The following is a 15,233-nucleotide window of genomic DNA, read 5'->3' on the forward strand; positions in this document are numbered from 1 at the left end:
GGTCTCGAAGGCCGATTGGCCGACGTCAGCCCGATTCGGCGCTTGCTTGTGCGGCGTTGGGCGGTCTAGATCGCGCGCTTCCCGTCCAGCGTTTCCGGAAGCGCTTCCCGCCATGGCCACCACCTCCGCGCCCGTCGCCATCATCATGGGCAGCCAGTCCGATTGGGCGACCATGCGCCATGCCGCCGAGACGCTCGATGCGCTCGGCATCGGCCATGACGACCGCATCGTCTCCGCTCATCGCACGCCGCAGCGCATGGTTGAATTCGCGACCGGCGCCAAGGCGGAAGGCTTCAAGGTGGTGATCGCGGGGGCAGGCGGCGCGGCGCATCTGCCGGGCATGACGGCGTCGCTGACGCCGCTGCCGGTGTTCGGCGTGCCCGTCGAATCCAAGGCGCTGTCGGGGCAGGATTCGCTGCTCTCGATCGTGCAGATGCCGGCCGGCATCCCCGTCGGCACGCTCGCCATCGGCCGGGCCGGCGCGGTCAATGCGGCGCTGCTGGCGGCGGCCGTGCTGGCGCTGTCGGACGAGGGCCTGGCGGAACGGCTCGACGCCTATCGCGCGCGCCAGAGCGCGGCGATCGCGGAACGCCCTGTGAAGGACGAGGCGTGAGCGCGTCCGTGGGGGAGGGCGTGCCTTTTAAGGGGCTGGCGCCCGGCGCCGTGCTCGGCATCATCGGCGGCGGCCAGCTCGCCCGGATGATCGCGCTGGCGGCGGCCGATCTCGGCATCGCCAGCCATATCTTCGCGCCCGAGCCGGAGAACCCGGCCTTCGACGTGGCGGCGGCAAAGACGGTCGCGCCTTACGAGGACGAGGCGGCTCTGGCTCGCTTCGCGGATGCCATCGACGTCGTGACCTATGAGTTCGAGAACGTGCCTGCGGCGACCGCGGCCTTCCTCGCGGCCCGCAAGCCGCTGCATCCTGGCGTGCATGCGCTGGCGGTGACGCAGGATCGGTTGAGCGAGAAGCGCTTCGTCTCCGAGCAGGGGCTGACGGTGGCGCCGTTCCGTGCTGTGGATTGCCTGGCCGATCTCGAGGCTGCGGTCGTCGCTCTGGGGCGGCCTTCCGTCTTGAAGACCCGCCGTTTTGGCTATGACGGCAAGGGGCAGGTGAAGATCCTGCCCGGGACCGATCTCGCCGGCGCCTATGAGGCGATCGGCCGGGCGCCGGCGGTGCTGGAGGGCTTCGTCAGCTTCGCCCGCGAGGTCTCGGTCGTCGCGGCGCGTGGCATTGACGGCAGCTTCGCCGCCTTCGATCTCTGCGAGAACGAGCATCGCGACCACATCCTCGCCTTCACGCGGATTCCGGCCCAGGTCTCGGCTGCGACGGAAGCCGCCGCCATCGAGGCGGCACGGCGGATCGGGGCGGCGCTGGGCTATGTCGGCGTCTTCGCGGTCGAGATGTTCATCGTCGGCGAGGGGGCAAGCGAGAGCGTCGTCGTCAACGAGATCGCGCCGCGGGTGCACAACTCCGGTCACTGGACCAGCGAGGGCGCCCAGACCTCGCAGTTTCACCAGCATGTGCGCGCCGTCTGCGGCTTCCCGCTCGGCTCGGCCGCCCGGCGCGGGTGTGTCGAGATGGAGAACCTGATCGGCGATGCGGCGCTGCGCTGGCGCGAAATCCTGGCGGAGCCCGGCGCGCATCTGCATCTCTACGGCAAGCGCGAGGCAAGGCCCGGACGCAAGATGGGGCATGTCACGCGGGTCTGGCCCGAGGCCGGCTGAAAAGGGCGGCCAGGGCGCGATTTTTTGGTCGTTGCGGCGTGGACAGCCCGATTTAATTCTGTTATCCGCACGAACCTTCAAAGACGCCGTCCGCGGACGTCTTACCCGCTATTCAACGCCAACCCGCTAAAGACGGACACTCACGTGCAGGTTCTCGTTCGCGACAACAACGTCGATCAGGCTCTCCGCGCCCTCAAGAAGAAGCTGCAGCGCGAAGGCGTCTTCCGCGAGATGAAGCTGCGCGGTCATTACGAGAAGCCCTCCGAGAAGAAGGCTCGCGAAAAGGCCGAGGCCGTCCGCCGCGCCCGCAAGCTGCAGCGCAAGAAGCTCCAGCGCGAAGGCCTGCTGCCGGCGCCGGTGAAGCCGAAGCGCCCCTGATATCGAAGGGCTGCGGCATTTCGCCCGCCCGTCGATAATCGCGAAAGACCCGACCGCGCCTGGAGCCCTCTCCGGGCGCTGTTGCTTTTCTGGCGGCGTTAACCAAGTCTTGGCACTGGCGTGCGTTCTCCTGAGCGAGGCGCTGTCGGTTGGGGGAGCGCGATGAAGCGGTGCCGGCCCGAGGGGCGGCATAGCAGACGAGCAACGGAACCGGACCGATGAGGCAGAGCATGATGCGTGGCGGAAACTGGCTGGCGGTGGCGGGCCTGGCTTTGGCACTGGCTGGCTGCGACACCGTTTCGAGCATGACGGCGCAGCCCGTGGCCGAGCTCGACACGGCCTCGGCGGCCGAGGCGAGCGTCAATATCGGCTCGCTGTCGGAGGTCATCAGCCGCAACCCCAACGATCCGGGCGCCTACAACACCCGTGGCGCGGCCTATGCCCGCGTCGGCCGCTTCTCCGACGCGATCTCCGACTTCACCAAGGCGGTGCAGCTCAACCCCAACCTCGCCTCGGCCTATACGAATCGCGGCCTGGCGCTGCGCCAGAGCGGCCGCAACGACGCTGCGCTGGCCGATTTCAACAAGGCGACCAGCGTCGCCCCGAACTACGCCCCTGCCTTCATCGCGCGCGCCAATCTGCTGCGCGCCCAAGGCAACAGCCAGCAGGCGCTGGCCGATCTCAACACCGCAATCCGGCTGAATCCTGAATCGGCGGAAGCCTTCCATGCGCGCGGGCTCGTCTATCAGAAGGAAGGCCAGCACCAGTATGCGATCTCCGATTTCGACTCGGTGATCGACCGCAACCCCTACAACGCGCCGCCCTATATCGCCCGCGGGCAGAGCCTGAACGCCGTCGGCAAATACGATTCGGCGCTCGAGGATTTCACCGCCGCGCTGAATGTCGACAACCGCAGTGCCGATGCGTGGGCCGGCCGCGGCTTCGCCCAGGAGAAGCTCGGCCAGAAGTCGGAAGCCTCGCAGAGCTATCAGCGCGCTCTGGGGCTCGACGGCAACAATGCGGCCGCGCGCGCCGGGCAGGGGCGTCTGGGCGGCGGCGGCGGGCTCTTCCGCAGCTGATCACTCGACGGTGAGGCTCTCCGCCGCCGTGACGGATCCTCGCGCGACCTCCGCGAGGAAGCGCCGGATCTCCGGCAGCGAGCCATGCGCCGGCAGATCCTCGTGCCCGCCTTTGGGAAAGCGCAGGAAGCGCTTGGGCGCGTTGGCGAGGCCGTAGAGCGCCTCGCCTTGGGCGAAGGGGATCACCCGGTCCCGCTCGCCATGCAGCACCAGCAGCGGCGCCCTGACGCGGCCGATCACCGCGTCGGAGCGGAAGCTGTCGAGCATCAGCCAGGCGACGGGCACGTAAGGGTAGATGCCCTGCGCCACCGAGACGGTGGAGAGATAGGGGGCCTCGAGCACGACGGCGGCCAACGGCGCCTCGGCGGCGAGTTTGAGCACCACGCCGGTTCCCAGCGATTCGCCATAGCCAATCAGCTGCGACGCGCCGAAGCGCTCGGCCGCAGCGCCATAGGCGGCGCGGGCGTCGAGATGCAGCCCCGCCTCGCTGGGGCTGCCCGTCGAGCCACCATAGCCGCGATAGCTGACGGCGAGCAGGCCCGTGCCGTCCTCGGTCAGGGCGCGGAAGCGGGCGATGCGCCCGGGGCTGCCGAGATGGCCGGCATTGCCGTGGAAATAGAGGATCACCGGCTTGCCGGCGCGCGGCGGAACCGCCCAGGCAACGAGGCGCTCGCCATCGGCGGCGGTCAGGGTCAGCTCCTCTGCCGCGGGCAGCCCGGCTGCGGCCAGGTCGGCGCGGGCAGGATTGCGCGGAAAGACGAGCTCGCGCTGCCGCACGAAGAGCAGGCCGAGGACGCCGAGATAGACGGCAAGGGCGAGGCCGAGGAGGCGGGTCAGGATCATCATCGCAGCGCTTCTCCCCCAGCAAGGTGGCGATCGCGCGACGCTCAGTCGAGCCGCTTGATCATCTCGTAGGAGACGGGCTCGAAACCGGCCCGGCGATAGGCCCGCAGCGCAGGGTCGTTGCCGGTCAGCGCGCCGAGCTGGAGCGCCCGGCACCCGTGCTCGCGGGCGAAGCGTTCGGCCTGTGCCAGCAGCATCTGGCCGATGCCCGTGCCGCGTTCCTGCTCCGAGACCACGATGTTCTCGATCAGGACATGGTCGCGCAGCTCATCATGCACATAAGGCCCGGTGCGACCCAGCCGCAGCGCCAGATAGCCGAGGCAGGCGCTATCCCGCTCGGCCACGAACTGCGCGCCGCCCTGGCCTTGCGCCTGCGCGCTGTCGGACTCGAGCAAGGCTAGAGCCGTCTCACGGCCGCTGGCGCGGGTGCTGCTCAGGCCGGCCTCCCAGGCGGCGAGCTGCAGCAGAAGCGCGGTCACCGCCTCGCGGTCGGCCTCGCGCATCGGACGGATCGTGATGCTCACTGGTGTCAGGCTCCAAACGAAAAAGACCGGCGCGAGGCCGGTCTTTTGCAGCGGGACAGGGAAGGGCGCCTCAGTGCGCCATCGCCTTAACGATCTCGTCGGTGACCTTCTTGGCGTCGCCGAAGAGCATCATCGTGTTGGGGCGGAAGAACAGCTCGTTCTCGACGCCGGCATAGCCGGCCGCCATGCCGCGCTTGATGAAGAGCACGGTCTTGGCCTTCTCGACGTCGAGGATCGGCATGCCGTAGATCGGCGAGGTCTTGTCGGTCTTGGCGGCCGGGTTGGTGACGTCGTTGGCGCCGATGACGAAGGCGACGTCGGCCTGGCCGAATTCCGAGTTGATGTCCTCGAGCTCGAAGACCTCGTCATAGGGCACGTTGGCCTCGGCCAGCAGAACGTTCATGTGGCCGGGCATGCGGCCCGCGACCGGATGGATGGCGTACTTAACCTCGACGCCTTCCTTCTTCAGCAGGTCGGCCATCTCGCGCAGGGTGTGCTGCGCCTGGGCGACCGCCATGCCGTAGCCGGGCACGATGATGACCTTGCCGGCGTTCTTCATGATGTAGGCGGCGTCGTCCGAGGAGCCCTGCTTGACCGGGCGCGCCTCGACGGCTCCACCGGCACCAGCGGCGGCATCGTCGCCGCCGAAGCCGCCGAGGATGACCGAGAGGAAGCTCCGGTTCATCGCCTTGCACATGATGTAGGACAGGATGGCGCCCGACGAGCCGACCAGCGCGCCGGTGATGATCAGCGCCATGTTGCCGAGCGTGAAGCCGATGCCTGCGGCCGCCCAGCCCGAATAGGAGTTGAGCATCGAGACGACGACGGGCATGTCGGCGCCGCCGATCGGGATGATCAGCAGCACGCCCAGCGCGAAGGAGACCAGCACGATCAGCCAGAAGACGACATGGCTCTCGGTCTTCAGGAAGATCAGCAGCAGCACGACCAGCGCGATGCCGAGCCCGATATTGATGCCGTGGCGCTGCGGCAGCATGATCGGCTTGCCGCTCATGCGCCCGTCGAGCTTGAGGAAGGCGATGATCGAGCCGGTGAAGGTGATCGCGCCGATGGCGACGCCGAGACCCATCTCGAACAGGCTGGCGCCGCTGATGCCGCCGACCTTGCCGATGCCGAAGGCGCTCGGCGCATAGAGCGCGGCTGCCGCCACCAGCACCGCGGCGAGGCCGACGAGCGAGTGGAAGAAGGCCACGAGCTGCGGCATCTGCGTCATCTGCACGCGCTTGGCCATGAAGGCGCCGATGCCGCCGCCGATGGCGATGCCCGCCACGACCAGCAGCCAGCCGGAGAAGCCGGCCGGCGGGAAGAAGACGACCGTGGTCGCGATGGCGATGCCCATGCCGACCATGCCGTACAGGTTGCCCTGGCGCGAGGTCGTCGGATGGGAGAGGCCCCGCAGGGCCATGATGAAGAGGACGCCGGCGACGACGTACAGAAGGGCGGAGAGGTTCGCGGCCATCGGCGCTCAGCCCTTCTTCTTGTACATGGACAGCATCCGCTCGGTGACGAGGAAGCCGCCGAAGATGTTGACCGCCGCGAGGACCAGCGCGAGGAAACCGAAGATCTTGGCCCAGACCGGGCCGTCGCCCAGCGCAGGCGCCGCCTCGACGCCGACCGCGAGCAGCGCGCCGACGACGATGACCGAGGAGATCGCGTTGGTGACCGACATCAGCGGGGTGTGCAGCGCCGGCGTCACCGACCAGACGACGTAGTAGCCGACGAAGACGGCCAGCACGAAGATGGCGAGGCGGAACACGGTCGGGTCGACGAAGCCGCCGGTCGCCGCGCTGGCGCCGGCCGCGATGCTGTCGGCATGCTGGGCGGCGAGATCGGCGGCCTGACGCGCCGCGGCCGCGACGGAGCGGGCCTGCTCGAGAGCCTGTTCGGGTGTCGGATTAGCCATTGGTGACGCTCCCCTCGACGGCCGGTGCGGGCTCTGGTTCTGGCTTGGGCGCGGGCTTGGCCGCAAAATTCGGATGGATCACGGCGCCGTCGCGGGTCAGGGCGGTGGCCTTGACCAGCTCGTCGTCCCAGTTCACCGCGACCTTCTTCTCGGCCTTGTCGATCAGCGTCTCGACGAAGGCGAGCAGGTTCTTGGCGTAGAGCTGCGAGGCGGTGGCTGGCAGGCGGCCGGGCACGTTGAGATGGCCGACGATGCGCACGCCATTGGGCGTCACCACGACCTCGCCGGGCTTGGCGAGCTCGCAATTGCCGCCGCGCTCGACCGCGAGATCGACGATGACGGAGCCGGCCTTCATGCTCTCGACCATGGCGGCCGAGATCAGCTTCGGCGCCGGGCGCCCGGGGATCAGCGCGGTGGTGATGACGATGTCCTGCTTGGCGATGTGGTTCGCCGTCAGCTCGGCCTGCTTGGCCTGGTATTCCTTGGACATTTCCTTGGCGTAGCCGCCGGCCGTCTGCGCCTGCTTGAACTCCTCGTCCTCGACGGCGAGGAACTTGGCGCCGAGCGATTCGACCTGCTCCTTGGTGGCGGGGCGCACGTCGGTGGCGGTGACGATGGCGCCGAGGCGCCGCGCGGTCGCGATCGCCTGCAGGCCGGCGACGCCGACGCCCATGATGAAGATGCGCGCGGCCGGCACGGTGCCCGCCGCCGTCATCATCATCGGCAGGGCGCGGCCATATTCGGCGGCGCCGTCGATGACAGCCCGGTAGCCGGCGAGGTTGGCCTGCGAGGAGAGCACGTCCATCACCTGCGCGCGGGTGATGCGCGGCATGAACTCCATCGCGAAGGCCGAGACCTTGGCCTTGGCGAGCGCTGCGAGCGCGGCCTCGTTGCCATAGGGATCCATCGTCGCCACGACCAGCGCACCAGCGGGCAGGCCCTTGATCTCGCTCTCGGCGGGACGGCGCACCTTCAGCACGATGGCAGCGCCGGCGAGCGCGGCGGCGGCATCGGCGGCGATGGTCGCACCCGCGGCCTCGTAATCCGCGTCGGAGATACCGGAGGCGAGGCCGGCGCCGCTCTGCACGGCGATCTCGGCTCCCAGGGTCTTGAACTTGCGGACGGTCTCCGGCGTCACGGCGACGCGGGTCTCGGCCCCTTGCGTTTCGGCAGGCACGGCGATGCGCATGGCGGCGGAACCTCTCGGCGCGTGTGTTCGGGCGGGATCAGTGCGGGGCGGAGACGAGCAGCAGCGCCAGCAGCATCAGGGCCAGCGGCACCGCAGGCGCGCGCCAGCCGATCGACTTCGAGGCGATGCCGACACCGGTGGCGACGAGGGTCAGCAGCGTGCCGATGATGGCGATGCCCCAGGCATGCTTGGTGCCGCCGACGGCGAGCACCGCGACGATGGCGAGGCAGGCGACCGTGCCGACTTCGGCGAAGTGGATGAAGCCCTGATAGGTCCGCTCATGCTCGCGGTAGTCCATCTGCGGAATGTCGGAAGCGGAGTGTCCGTGATCGGCCATGGTCTGATCCTGAGAAAAAGCTCGTCGCATGCCGTGTAGCGCACCTGCGGGAGGTCGGCAACGGAGCGCCGCGGCCAGCCTTCCGCAAGGGCGGTCCGCCCCCGCAGCGAAACGCCTCTACTGCAGCGGATGGGCCATGTAAATCGATTTAGCCGGACGAAAAACCGCATCCACGATCGCGCCTTTTGCGATGCTCAGGCGATGATGTCGGGGGTCAGCGCATCCTCGATCTGCGAGATGCGGTCCTTGAGGTAGAGCTTGCGCTTCTTCAGCCGCTGAACCTGGACCTGATTGATGGCGCCGACACGCTCCAGCGCGTCGATCGCGCTGTCGAGGTCGCGATGCTCCTCGCGCAGCCGGGCCAGTTCCGTGGTGAAGGCCTCGACCTCGTCAGGGCTGAGCTCGAATCCCATGGAGTGCCGCCGTCCCATCATCGCCGCGATTGGCGGCGACTATGGTCAGACGCCGGGCGCCCCGCAAGTGCGGGAACGGCCCTGCGGGTGCGGCACGTCGCATTCGCGCGGCCGGAGAAAGGAGTCGGTCACGATCACAGAATGTCATGCCGTCCGGCGGGACCATCCGGCAGACGTGAAGCCGGCTCTATGTCACATTGATCGCGTCAACCGCTCATCAGGAGGATCCAGATGTCGCTGCAGACCCATCTCGTCGAACTCGAACGCAAGCATCGTCAGCTCGAGGAAGCCATCGCCCAGGCCGTGGCCCGCCCCTCCTCCGACGGTCTGACCGTGGTCGAGCTGAAGCGAAAGAAGCTGCTGCTGAAGGAGGAGATCGAGCGGGTGCGGCAGACCATGCCGGACCGAACGCTCCATTGAGCGCCGGCCCACCGGGCCGAAGTTGCGTCGCGTGTTCCGGCCGGCCCCGAAAGGGGCCGGTTTTTTCATGGCTGCACGGGCCGGCCGCGGGCGAGCCGGAACTTCCGCCTCCGGTTCCTGTTGGGGCTGCAGCACCAGCAGGACGGACAGAAATGATGCGGTTTGACCCCGATGAACGCTCGGCTGCGGGCCGCGATGCGGAGCCCGACAGGGGCGGTGCGCGCTCGCGCCGGTCTCTGCTGGGGCTGCTCGCTTCCGCCAGCGCCTTCGTCGCGCTGCCGGCGGGCGCGCAGGCGCCGGCGCCCGGGCCGCAGAAGAGCTTCGGCTATGACGACGTCGTGGCGCGGGCGCGCCAGCTCGGCGAGCGGCCCTTCGACAAGGATGGCGCGGGCATTCCCGCCGAGCTCTCGCAGCTGACCTATGACAGCTATCGCGAGATTCGCTTCCGCCGCGACAAGGCCTTCTGGCGCGAAGGTGGCTCGGATTTCCGGCTCCTGCCGTTCCATCTCGGCTTCCTGCACGACAAGCCGGTGCAACTCCACGTCATCAACCATGGCGCGGCGATGCCGATCCCCTTCACCACCTCCCTGTTCGAATACGGGAAGGTGCCGGTGCCCAAGGGGCTCTCGCCCTCGCTCGGCTTCGCGGGGTTCGCGGTGACGACGAATCTCAACGATCCGCGGGTGCAGGACGAGGTCATTTCCTTTCTCGGCGCGAGCTATTTCAGGCTGATCGGGCGCGGTCATCGCTACGGGCTCTCGGCCCGCTCGCTGGCGCTCGACATTGGCGGTGCGCAGCCGGAGGAGTTTCCCTTCATGCGCGCGCTCTGGCTGGAGGAGCCCTCGCGCGATTCGGCGGATCTGGTGATCTACGCCCTGCTCGATTCGCCCTCGGTGGCCGGTGCCTATCGCTATGTCGTCAGGCCCGGGGCCACGACGCATGTCGACGTCACCGCCACGATCTTTCCACGCAAGGTGATCGAGCGCATCGGCATCGCGCCGCTGACCTCGATGTTTCAGGCCGGCGAGGGCGATCTCGCCCAGCGCAGCGATTTCCGCCCGGAGATCCATGATTCGGACGGGCTGATGATGCAGGCCGGCAGCGGTGAGTGGATCTGGCGGCCGCTGCGCAACCCGAAGGGTCTGCGCATCTCGAGCTTCGGCGACCGGAATCCGAAGGGGTTCGGGCTGATGCAGCGGGACCGCGACTTCGGGAACTACCAGGACCTCGAGGCGCATTACCATGCAAGGCCAGGCTACTGGGTCGAGCCGCAGGGCGAGTGGGGCGAGGGGCGCATCGAGCTGATCGAGATCCCGACGGACAACGAGGCCTTCGACAATATTGGCGCCTGCTGGACGCCGAACACGCCGCTTCCGACCGGAGAGCCGTCCGAGTTCCGCTACCGCATCACCGCCCTGTCCACGACGGATGATCTGCACCCTTACGCGCAGACGCGGCACAGCTTCGCGGGGTCGGATATCGAGGATGGGCATGTCGCCGGCCAGGGCACCAAGCGCTTCATCGTCGACTTCGCCGGCGGCGATCTCGGCTACTACCTGGCCGATCCCGGGCGGGTGGAACTCGAGGCGTCGGTGACGGCGGGCTCGATCGGCACGCGCATCCTGCAGCCGAATCCGGCGGCGGGCGGTTTCCGCTGCATCGTCGATGCCAGCCTGCCGGACGGGCAGACGGCCGAACTCCGGCTGTTCCTGCGGGCCCGGGGGCGGACCCTCTCGGAGACCTGGATCAACACCTGGACGGCGCCGGCGCCGGCGCCGCCTGCGCCCGCGCCGGCCAAGGAATGAGCGCGCTCACAGGGCCTTCGCCATCTCGCGCAGGCGGAACTTCTGGATCTTGCCGGTCGAGGTCTTCGGGACTTCGGTGAAGACCACGGTCCGCGGGCATTTGAAGGCGGCGAGGTGCTGGCGGCACCAGGCGACGATCTCCGCTTCGGTCGCGGACTGGCCGGGCTTCAACTCGACGAAGGCGCAGGGCGTCTCGCCCCATTTGTCGTCGGGCCGGGCCACGACGGCGGCCGCCTGGATCGCCGGGTGCTTGTAGAGCGCGTCCTCGACCTCGATCGAGGAGATGTTCTCGCCGCCGGAGATGATGATGTCCTTGGAGCGGTCCTTCAGCTGGATGTAGCCGTCGGGATAGCGCACGCCGAGATCGCCGGTGTGGAACCAGCCGCCGGCGAAGGCGGCCTGCGTCGACTTCGCGTTCTTGAGATAGCCCTTCATCACGACATTGCCGCGCATCATGACCTCGCCCATCGTGGCGCCGTCGCGCGGGACCGGCTGCATCGTCTCGGGGTCGAGCACGTCGAGCCCTTCCAGCGCCGGGTAGCGCACGCCCTGGCGCGCCTTCAGCACGGCCTGCTCGGGGGCCGGCAGCGCATCCCAGTCACGGTTCCAGTCGTTGACGACGGCGGGGCCGTAGCACTCCGTCAGCCCGTAGAGATGCGTCACCTCGAAGCCGGCCTGCTTCATGCCGGCGAGCACGGCCTCCGGTGGCGGGGCGGCGGCGGTGAAGAAGGAGACCGTCTGCGGAAAGTCGCGGCGCTCCTCGGCGGGCGCGTTGAGCAGGGCCGACATCACGATCGGCGCGCCGCAGAGATGGGTCACGCCATGGTCGGCGAGCGCATCGTACATCGCCCTGGCGCGGACCTGGCGCAGGCAGACATGGGTGCCGGCGACCAGCGAGATCGACCAGGGGAAGCACCAGCCGTTGCAGTGGAACATCGGCAGCGTCCAGAGATAGACCGGGTGCCGGCCCATCTGGCCCGTGAGGATGTTCGAGGTCGCCAGCAGATTGGCGCCGCGGTGGTGATAGACAACGCCCTTGGGGTCGCCGGTCGTGCCGGAGGTGTAGTTCAGGGCGATCGCGTCCCACTCGTCGTCGGGCATCCGCCAGGCAAAAGTCGGATCGCCGGTGGCGATGAACGCCTCGTATTCGATGCTGCCGAGCCGTTCGCCGGGGCCGTCATAGACGGGGTCGTCATAGTCGATGACCAGGGGCTTGGCCTTGCACAGCGCCAGCGCCTCCTTGATCGTCTTCGAGAACTCCCGGTCGGTGATCAGGACCTTGGCTTCGCCGTGATCCAGCGAAAACGCGATGATCGCGGCGTCGAGGCGGGTGTTGAGCGTGTTGAGCACGGCACCGCACATCGGCACGCCGTAATGGCATTCGAGCATCGCCGGGGTGTTGGGCAGCATGGCGGCGACGGTGTCGTTCTTGCCGATGCCGTGGCGGGCGAGCGCCGAGGCGAGCCGGCGCGAGCGGGCGTAGAAATCCGCATAGCTGCGGCGCAGGGGCCCGTGAATGATCGCGATGTGGTCCGGATAGACGCTCGCCGCGCGCTCGAGGAAAGGCAGGGGCGTCAGCGGCTGGTGGTTGGCCGGGTTGCGGTCGAGATCGGTGTCATAGGCGGATATGGTCATGCGGTGTCCCCTCCCGTTCGGCTTAGCCTCTGCGGGCCCCGGCGATAATCCATCCCTTCGGCCCATCGCGCGCAAGGGGGCGCGTGCGTGGGCGGTCCTCAGCCGAGCCAGTGCAGGCCGTTCAGCCCGTCATAGGTGAGTTTCAGCCCGACCAGCAGGAGCAGGCTGTAGATGATCCGGTAGAAGCGCTTCACCGGGACCTTCCGGACCAGCCAGACGCCCGCCACCGTCGAGACGATGGCGACCGGCAGCAGCGCCAGCGAGGCGGTGAGGTTGGCGGTCGTGAACTGGCCGAGCGCGATATAGGGCACGACCTTGATGATGTTGATCAGCGCGAAGAACAGCGCCCCGGTGCCGACGAAGACGGCCGGCGGCAGCCGCAGCGGCATGGTGTAGATCTGGTAGGGCGGGCCGCCGGCATGCGCGATCATGCTGGTGAAGCCCGAGAGTGCGCCCCAGAAAGTCCCTTGCGGATAGTTCGATCGTGTCGGCGGCAGTTCCGCCTTGCCGCCGGAGACGAGATTGCGCAGCGCGAAGACGACCGAGATCAGCCCGATGGCCAGTACGACCGCGCCATCGGCCACACGCGCCGCCAGCAGATAGCCCGCGAAGATGCCGAGCGCGGCACCCGGCAGGAGCGTCGCCAGCGTGCGGCGGTCGAAATCACGGCGGTAGGACCAGACGGTCACGACATCCTGCGACATCAGCACCGGCAGCATGATCGCGGCCGCCGTCACCGGCGAGACGACCTGCGCCATCAGCGGCAGCGAGAGCAGGCCGAGCCCCGAGAAGCCGCCCTTGGACAGGCCCATCAGGATGACCGCCGGCACCATGGCGGCGAAGAAGGCGGGGTCGAGCAGCATGGTGAGGGAGGTCCGAAAGGCGAAGGGCGGCGCTTGCGCCAGATCAACCGTGGCATCTCCCGCGCCGCGGTAGAAGATCAAGGGCGCGGGGGCGCCATGTGCGAAAGTCGCTCTCGACGGCGCGCCGTGCCTCTGTGAAGGGATGGCGACAACAAAAAAGCGAGGGGGAAGGTGCCATGACGGAGCAGGGCCGCTACGGCGAAGTCTATGGGCGCTGGCAGGCCGATCCGGAGGGGTTCTGGGCGGAGGCCGCCCAGGCGATCGAGTGGATCTCGCCGCCGAAGCGCATCTTCGATCCCGCCCAGGGCGCCTATGGCCGCTGGTTCCCGGACGCGACCTGCAACACGTGCTTCAACGCGCTCGACCGGCATGTGCGCGACGGGCGCGGCGAGCAGCCGGCGCTGATCCATGACAGCCCGGTCACGGGCACCAAGAGCGTCTTCACCTATGCGCAGATGCTCGACGAGGTCGGGGCGCTCGCGGCCGTGCTGCAGGACCTCGGCGTCGCCAAGGGCGACCGTGTCGTCCTCTACATGCCGATGGTGCCGGAAGCAGCCTTCGCCATGCTCGCCTGCGCCCGCATCGGCGCAGTGCATTCGGTGGTGTTCGGCGGCTTCGCGGCCAAGGAACTGGCGACGCGCATCGAGGATGCGACGCCCAAGGTCATCCTGGCCGCGACCTGCGGCATCGAGCCCAGCCGCGTCGTCGAATACAAGCCGCTGCTCGACCAGGCGATCGAGCTGTCCGCGCACAAGCCGCAGACCTGCCTGATCCTGCAGCGGCCGCAGGTCGAGGCGTCGATGCACGCCACCCGCGACAAGAACTGGCGCATGCTGGTCGCGGCCGCCAAGGCGCAAGGGCGCCGCGCCGAATGCGTCCCCGTCGCGGCGACCGACCCGCTCTACATCCTCTACACCTCCGGCACCACGGGTAAGCCCAAGGGCGTGGTGCGCGACAATGGCGGCCATCTGGTCGCGCTGAAATGGACGATGGACAATCTCTACGGCGTGAAGCCCGGCGAGGTGATGATCACCGCGTCGGATGTCGGCTGGGTCGTCGGCCACAGCTACATCGTCTATGCGCCGCTGATCCAGGGCGCGACCTCGGTGCTCTACGAGGGCAAGCCGGTGGGCACGCCCGATGCCGGCGCCTTCTGGCGGTTGATCGCCGAGCACAAGGCGGTCGTGCTGTTCACGGCGCCCACCGCCTTCCGCGCCATCCGCAAGGAGGACCCGCAGGCGAGCCTGCTGCCGGCCTATGATCTCTCGCATTTCCGGGCGCTGTTCCTGGCGGGTGAGCGGGCCGATCCCGACACGCTGGTCTGGGCACAGGACATCCTGAAGGTGCCGGTGATCGACCATTGGTGGCAGACGGAGACCGGCTCGCCGATCGTCGGCAACCCGATCGGCCTCGGATTGCTGCCGGTGAAGCCGGGTTCCCCGACGGTGCCGATGCCGGGCTATGACGTGCAATGCGTCGACGAGGGCGGGCGGCCGGTGCCGGCCGGCACGATGGGCGCGATCGTGATCAAGCTGCCGCTGCCGCCCTGCGCCCTGCCGACCCTGTGGCAGGCGGAAGAGTGCTTCGTCGAATCCTATCTCGCCGCCTATCCGGGCTTCTATAACACCTCGGATGCCGGCTTCATCGATGCCGACGGCTATGTCTTCATCATGGGGCGCACCGACGACATCATCAATGTCGCCGGCCACCGCCTCTCGACGGGGGGCATGGAGGAGGTGCTGGCCTCGCATCCGGCGGTGGCGGAATGCGCGGTCGTCGGCATCCGCGACGCGGTCAAGGGCGAGCAGCCCTGCGGCTTCGTCGTGCTCAAATCCGGCATCACCCAAAGCCCGGATGCAGTCGAGCGCGAACTGGTGGCGCTGGTGCGCGATAAGATCGGACCCGTGGCCGCGTTCCGGCTGGCGCTGACGGTCGGGCGGCTGCCCAAGACGCGCTCGGGCAAGATCCTGCGCGCGACGATGAAGAAGATCGCCGATGGCGAGGACTACGCCATGCCGGCGACGATCGAGGATCCGGCGGTGCTGGACGAGATCGGGCTGGCGCTGAAGGCGAAGGGGCTGGGGTAGGGGGCCGGCGCGGA

General features: G+C 68.5%; 16 protein-coding genes. 7 read left to right on the forward strand and 9 right to left on the reverse strand.

Annotated features, from left to right (window positions below):
- Positions 1-112: 112 nt before the first annotated feature.
- From purE to ABIE41_RS09255, 4 genes are all read left to right on the forward strand, one after another.
- Positions 113-613: a 5-(carboxyamino)imidazole ribonucleotide mutase gene (gene purE, locus ABIE41_RS09240; RefSeq protein ID WP_069056409.1), complete on the forward strand. Its 501-nt coding sequence runs from the start codon at positions 113-115 to the stop codon at positions 611-613.
- Positions 610-1,725, forward strand: a complete 1,116-nt coding sequence (locus ABIE41_RS09245; protein ID WP_354191850.1) for a 5-(carboxyamino)imidazole ribonucleotide synthase — start codon at positions 610-612, stop codon at positions 1,723-1,725. The genes purE and ABIE41_RS09245 overlap by 4 nt, the downstream gene beginning before the upstream one ends.
- 144 nt (positions 1,726-1,869) lie before the next feature.
- Complete coding sequence (gene rpsU, locus ABIE41_RS09250; protein WP_054140900.1) at positions 1,870-2,103, forward strand: 30S ribosomal protein S21; 234 nt, start codon at positions 1,870-1,872, stop codon at positions 2,101-2,103.
- A gap of 230 nt (positions 2,104-2,333) precedes the next feature.
- The gene (locus ABIE41_RS09255; protein ID WP_354191851.1) at positions 2,334-3,182 is read left to right on the forward strand and encodes a tetratricopeptide repeat protein; all 849 of its coding nucleotides are present in this window, start codon (positions 2,334-2,336) and stop codon (positions 3,180-3,182) included.
- Here the strand turns inward: ABIE41_RS09255 and ABIE41_RS09260 are convergent, their stop codons facing one another.
- The 7 genes from ABIE41_RS09260 to ABIE41_RS09290 all read right to left on the reverse strand — a co-directional run bounded on the left by ABIE41_RS09260 (position 3,183) and on the right by ABIE41_RS09290 (position 8,409).
- Positions 3,183-4,028 (reverse strand): alpha/beta hydrolase, encoded by an 846-nt coding sequence (locus ABIE41_RS09260; RefSeq protein WP_192643921.1) that lies wholly within the window; start codon positions 4,026-4,028, stop codon positions 3,183-3,185.
- Between the two features lie 41 nt (positions 4,029-4,069).
- Positions 4,070-4,549, reverse strand: a complete 480-nt coding sequence (locus tag ABIE41_RS09265) for a GNAT family N-acetyltransferase (protein ID WP_192643920.1) — start codon at positions 4,547-4,549, stop codon at positions 4,070-4,072.
- Positions 4,550-4,619: 70 nt separating this feature from the next.
- On the reverse strand, positions 4,620-6,026 hold the full coding sequence (locus tag ABIE41_RS09270; protein ID WP_192643919.1) for an NAD(P)(+) transhydrogenase (Re/Si-specific) subunit beta: 1,407 nt from the start codon (positions 6,024-6,026) through the stop codon (positions 4,620-4,622).
- Between the two features lie 6 nt (positions 6,027-6,032).
- Positions 6,033-6,470: an NAD(P) transhydrogenase subunit alpha part 2 gene (locus ABIE41_RS09275; protein WP_192643918.1), complete on the reverse strand. Its 438-nt coding sequence runs from the start codon at positions 6,468-6,470 to the stop codon at positions 6,033-6,035.
- Positions 6,463-7,659 (reverse strand): Re/Si-specific NAD(P)(+) transhydrogenase subunit alpha, encoded by a 1,197-nt coding sequence (locus tag ABIE41_RS09280; protein WP_192643917.1) that lies wholly within the window; start codon positions 7,657-7,659, stop codon positions 6,463-6,465. The genes ABIE41_RS09275 and ABIE41_RS09280 overlap by 8 nt, the downstream gene beginning before the upstream one ends.
- A 37-nt stretch (positions 7,660-7,696) precedes the next feature.
- Complete coding sequence (locus ABIE41_RS09285) at positions 7,697-7,996, reverse strand: aa3-type cytochrome c oxidase subunit IV (RefSeq protein WP_192643916.1); 300 nt, start codon at positions 7,994-7,996, stop codon at positions 7,697-7,699.
- A gap of 194 nt (positions 7,997-8,190) precedes the next feature.
- On the reverse strand, positions 8,191-8,409 hold the full coding sequence (locus ABIE41_RS09290) for a YdcH family protein (RefSeq protein ID WP_192643915.1): 219 nt from the start codon (positions 8,407-8,409) through the stop codon (positions 8,191-8,193).
- Positions 8,410-8,640: 231 nt separating this feature from the next.
- Here ABIE41_RS09290 and ABIE41_RS09295 point away from each other — a divergent pair, with 231 nt between their 5' ends.
- Both ABIE41_RS09295 and ABIE41_RS09300 read left to right on the forward strand, forming a co-directional pair.
- Positions 8,641-8,829: a YdcH family protein gene (locus ABIE41_RS09295; RefSeq protein WP_067992327.1), complete on the forward strand. Its 189-nt coding sequence runs from the start codon at positions 8,641-8,643 to the stop codon at positions 8,827-8,829.
- A gap of 152 nt (positions 8,830-8,981) precedes the next feature.
- On the forward strand, positions 8,982-10,634 hold the full coding sequence (locus tag ABIE41_RS09300) for an OpgD/OpgG family glucan biosynthesis protein (RefSeq protein WP_354191852.1): 1,653 nt from the start codon (positions 8,982-8,984) through the stop codon (positions 10,632-10,634).
- Positions 10,635-10,640: 6 nt separating this feature from the next.
- Here ABIE41_RS09300 and ABIE41_RS09305 read toward each other — a convergent pair whose 3' ends face one another.
- Both ABIE41_RS09305 and ABIE41_RS09310 read right to left on the reverse strand, forming a co-directional pair.
- Positions 10,641-12,269 (reverse strand): acyl-CoA synthetase, encoded by a 1,629-nt coding sequence (locus ABIE41_RS09305; protein WP_192643914.1) that lies wholly within the window; start codon positions 12,267-12,269, stop codon positions 10,641-10,643.
- A 98-nt stretch (positions 12,270-12,367) separates the two neighbouring features.
- The gene (locus tag ABIE41_RS09310; protein WP_192643913.1) at positions 12,368-13,132 is read right to left on the reverse strand and encodes a sulfite exporter TauE/SafE family protein; all 765 of its coding nucleotides are present in this window, start codon (positions 13,130-13,132) and stop codon (positions 12,368-12,370) included.
- Between the two features lie 176 nt (positions 13,133-13,308).
- On the opposite strand from ABIE41_RS09310, the gene ABIE41_RS09315 reads away from it, so the two are divergent.
- Positions 13,309-15,219, forward strand: a complete 1,911-nt coding sequence (locus ABIE41_RS09315) for a propionyl-CoA synthetase (protein WP_192643912.1) — start codon at positions 13,309-13,311, stop codon at positions 15,217-15,219.
- The last annotated feature ends 14 nt before the right edge of the window (positions 15,220-15,233 follow it).

The sequence above is a fragment of the Bosea sp. OAE506 genome, assembly GCF_040546595.1.
Taxonomy (GTDB): Bacteria; Pseudomonadota; Alphaproteobacteria; order Rhizobiales; family Beijerinckiaceae; genus Allobosea.

What these genes read in the sequence shown, in the direction of transcription:
- ABIE41_RS09290 (WP_192643915.1), bottom strand. Translation starts at nt 8,409, where the DNA reads ATGGGATTCGAGCTCAGCCCTGACGAGGTCGAGGCCTTCACCACGGAA.
- ABIE41_RS09300 (WP_354191852.1), top strand. Translation starts at nt 8,982, where the DNA reads ATGATGCGGTTTGACCCCGATGAACGCTCGGCTGCGGGCCGCGATGCG.
- ABIE41_RS09305 (WP_192643914.1), bottom strand. Translation starts at nt 12,269, where the DNA reads ATGACCATATCCGCCTATGACACCGATCTCGACCGCAACCCGGCCAAC.
- ABIE41_RS09270 (WP_192643919.1), bottom strand. Translation starts at nt 6,026, where the DNA reads ATGGCCGCGAACCTCTCCGCCCTTCTGTACGTCGTCGCCGGCGTCCTC.
- ABIE41_RS09295 (WP_067992327.1), top strand. Translation starts at nt 8,641, where the DNA reads ATGTCGCTGCAGACCCATCTCGTCGAACTCGAACGCAAGCATCGTCAG.
- ABIE41_RS09255 (WP_354191851.1), top strand. Translation starts at nt 2,334, where the DNA reads ATGATGCGTGGCGGAAACTGGCTGGCGGTGGCGGGCCTGGCTTTGGCA.
- ABIE41_RS09310 (WP_192643913.1), bottom strand. Translation starts at nt 13,132, where the DNA reads ATGCTGCTCGACCCCGCCTTCTTCGCCGCCATGGTGCCGGCGGTCATC.
- ABIE41_RS09315 (WP_192643912.1), top strand. Translation starts at nt 13,309, where the DNA reads ATGACGGAGCAGGGCCGCTACGGCGAAGTCTATGGGCGCTGGCAGGCC.
- ABIE41_RS09260 (WP_192643921.1), bottom strand. Translation starts at nt 4,028, where the DNA reads ATGATGATCCTGACCCGCCTCCTCGGCCTCGCCCTTGCCGTCTATCTC.
- ABIE41_RS09275 (WP_192643918.1), bottom strand. Translation starts at nt 6,470, where the DNA reads ATGGCTAATCCGACACCCGAACAGGCTCTCGAGCAGGCCCGCTCCGTC.
- ABIE41_RS09280 (WP_192643917.1), bottom strand. Translation starts at nt 7,659, where the DNA reads ATGCGCATCGCCGTGCCTGCCGAAACGCAAGGGGCCGAGACCCGCGTC.
- ABIE41_RS09285 (WP_192643916.1), bottom strand. Translation starts at nt 7,996, where the DNA reads ATGGCCGATCACGGACACTCCGCTTCCGACATTCCGCAGATGGACTAC.
- purE (WP_069056409.1), top strand. Translation starts at nt 113, where the DNA reads ATGGCCACCACCTCCGCGCCCGTCGCCATCATCATGGGCAGCCAGTCC.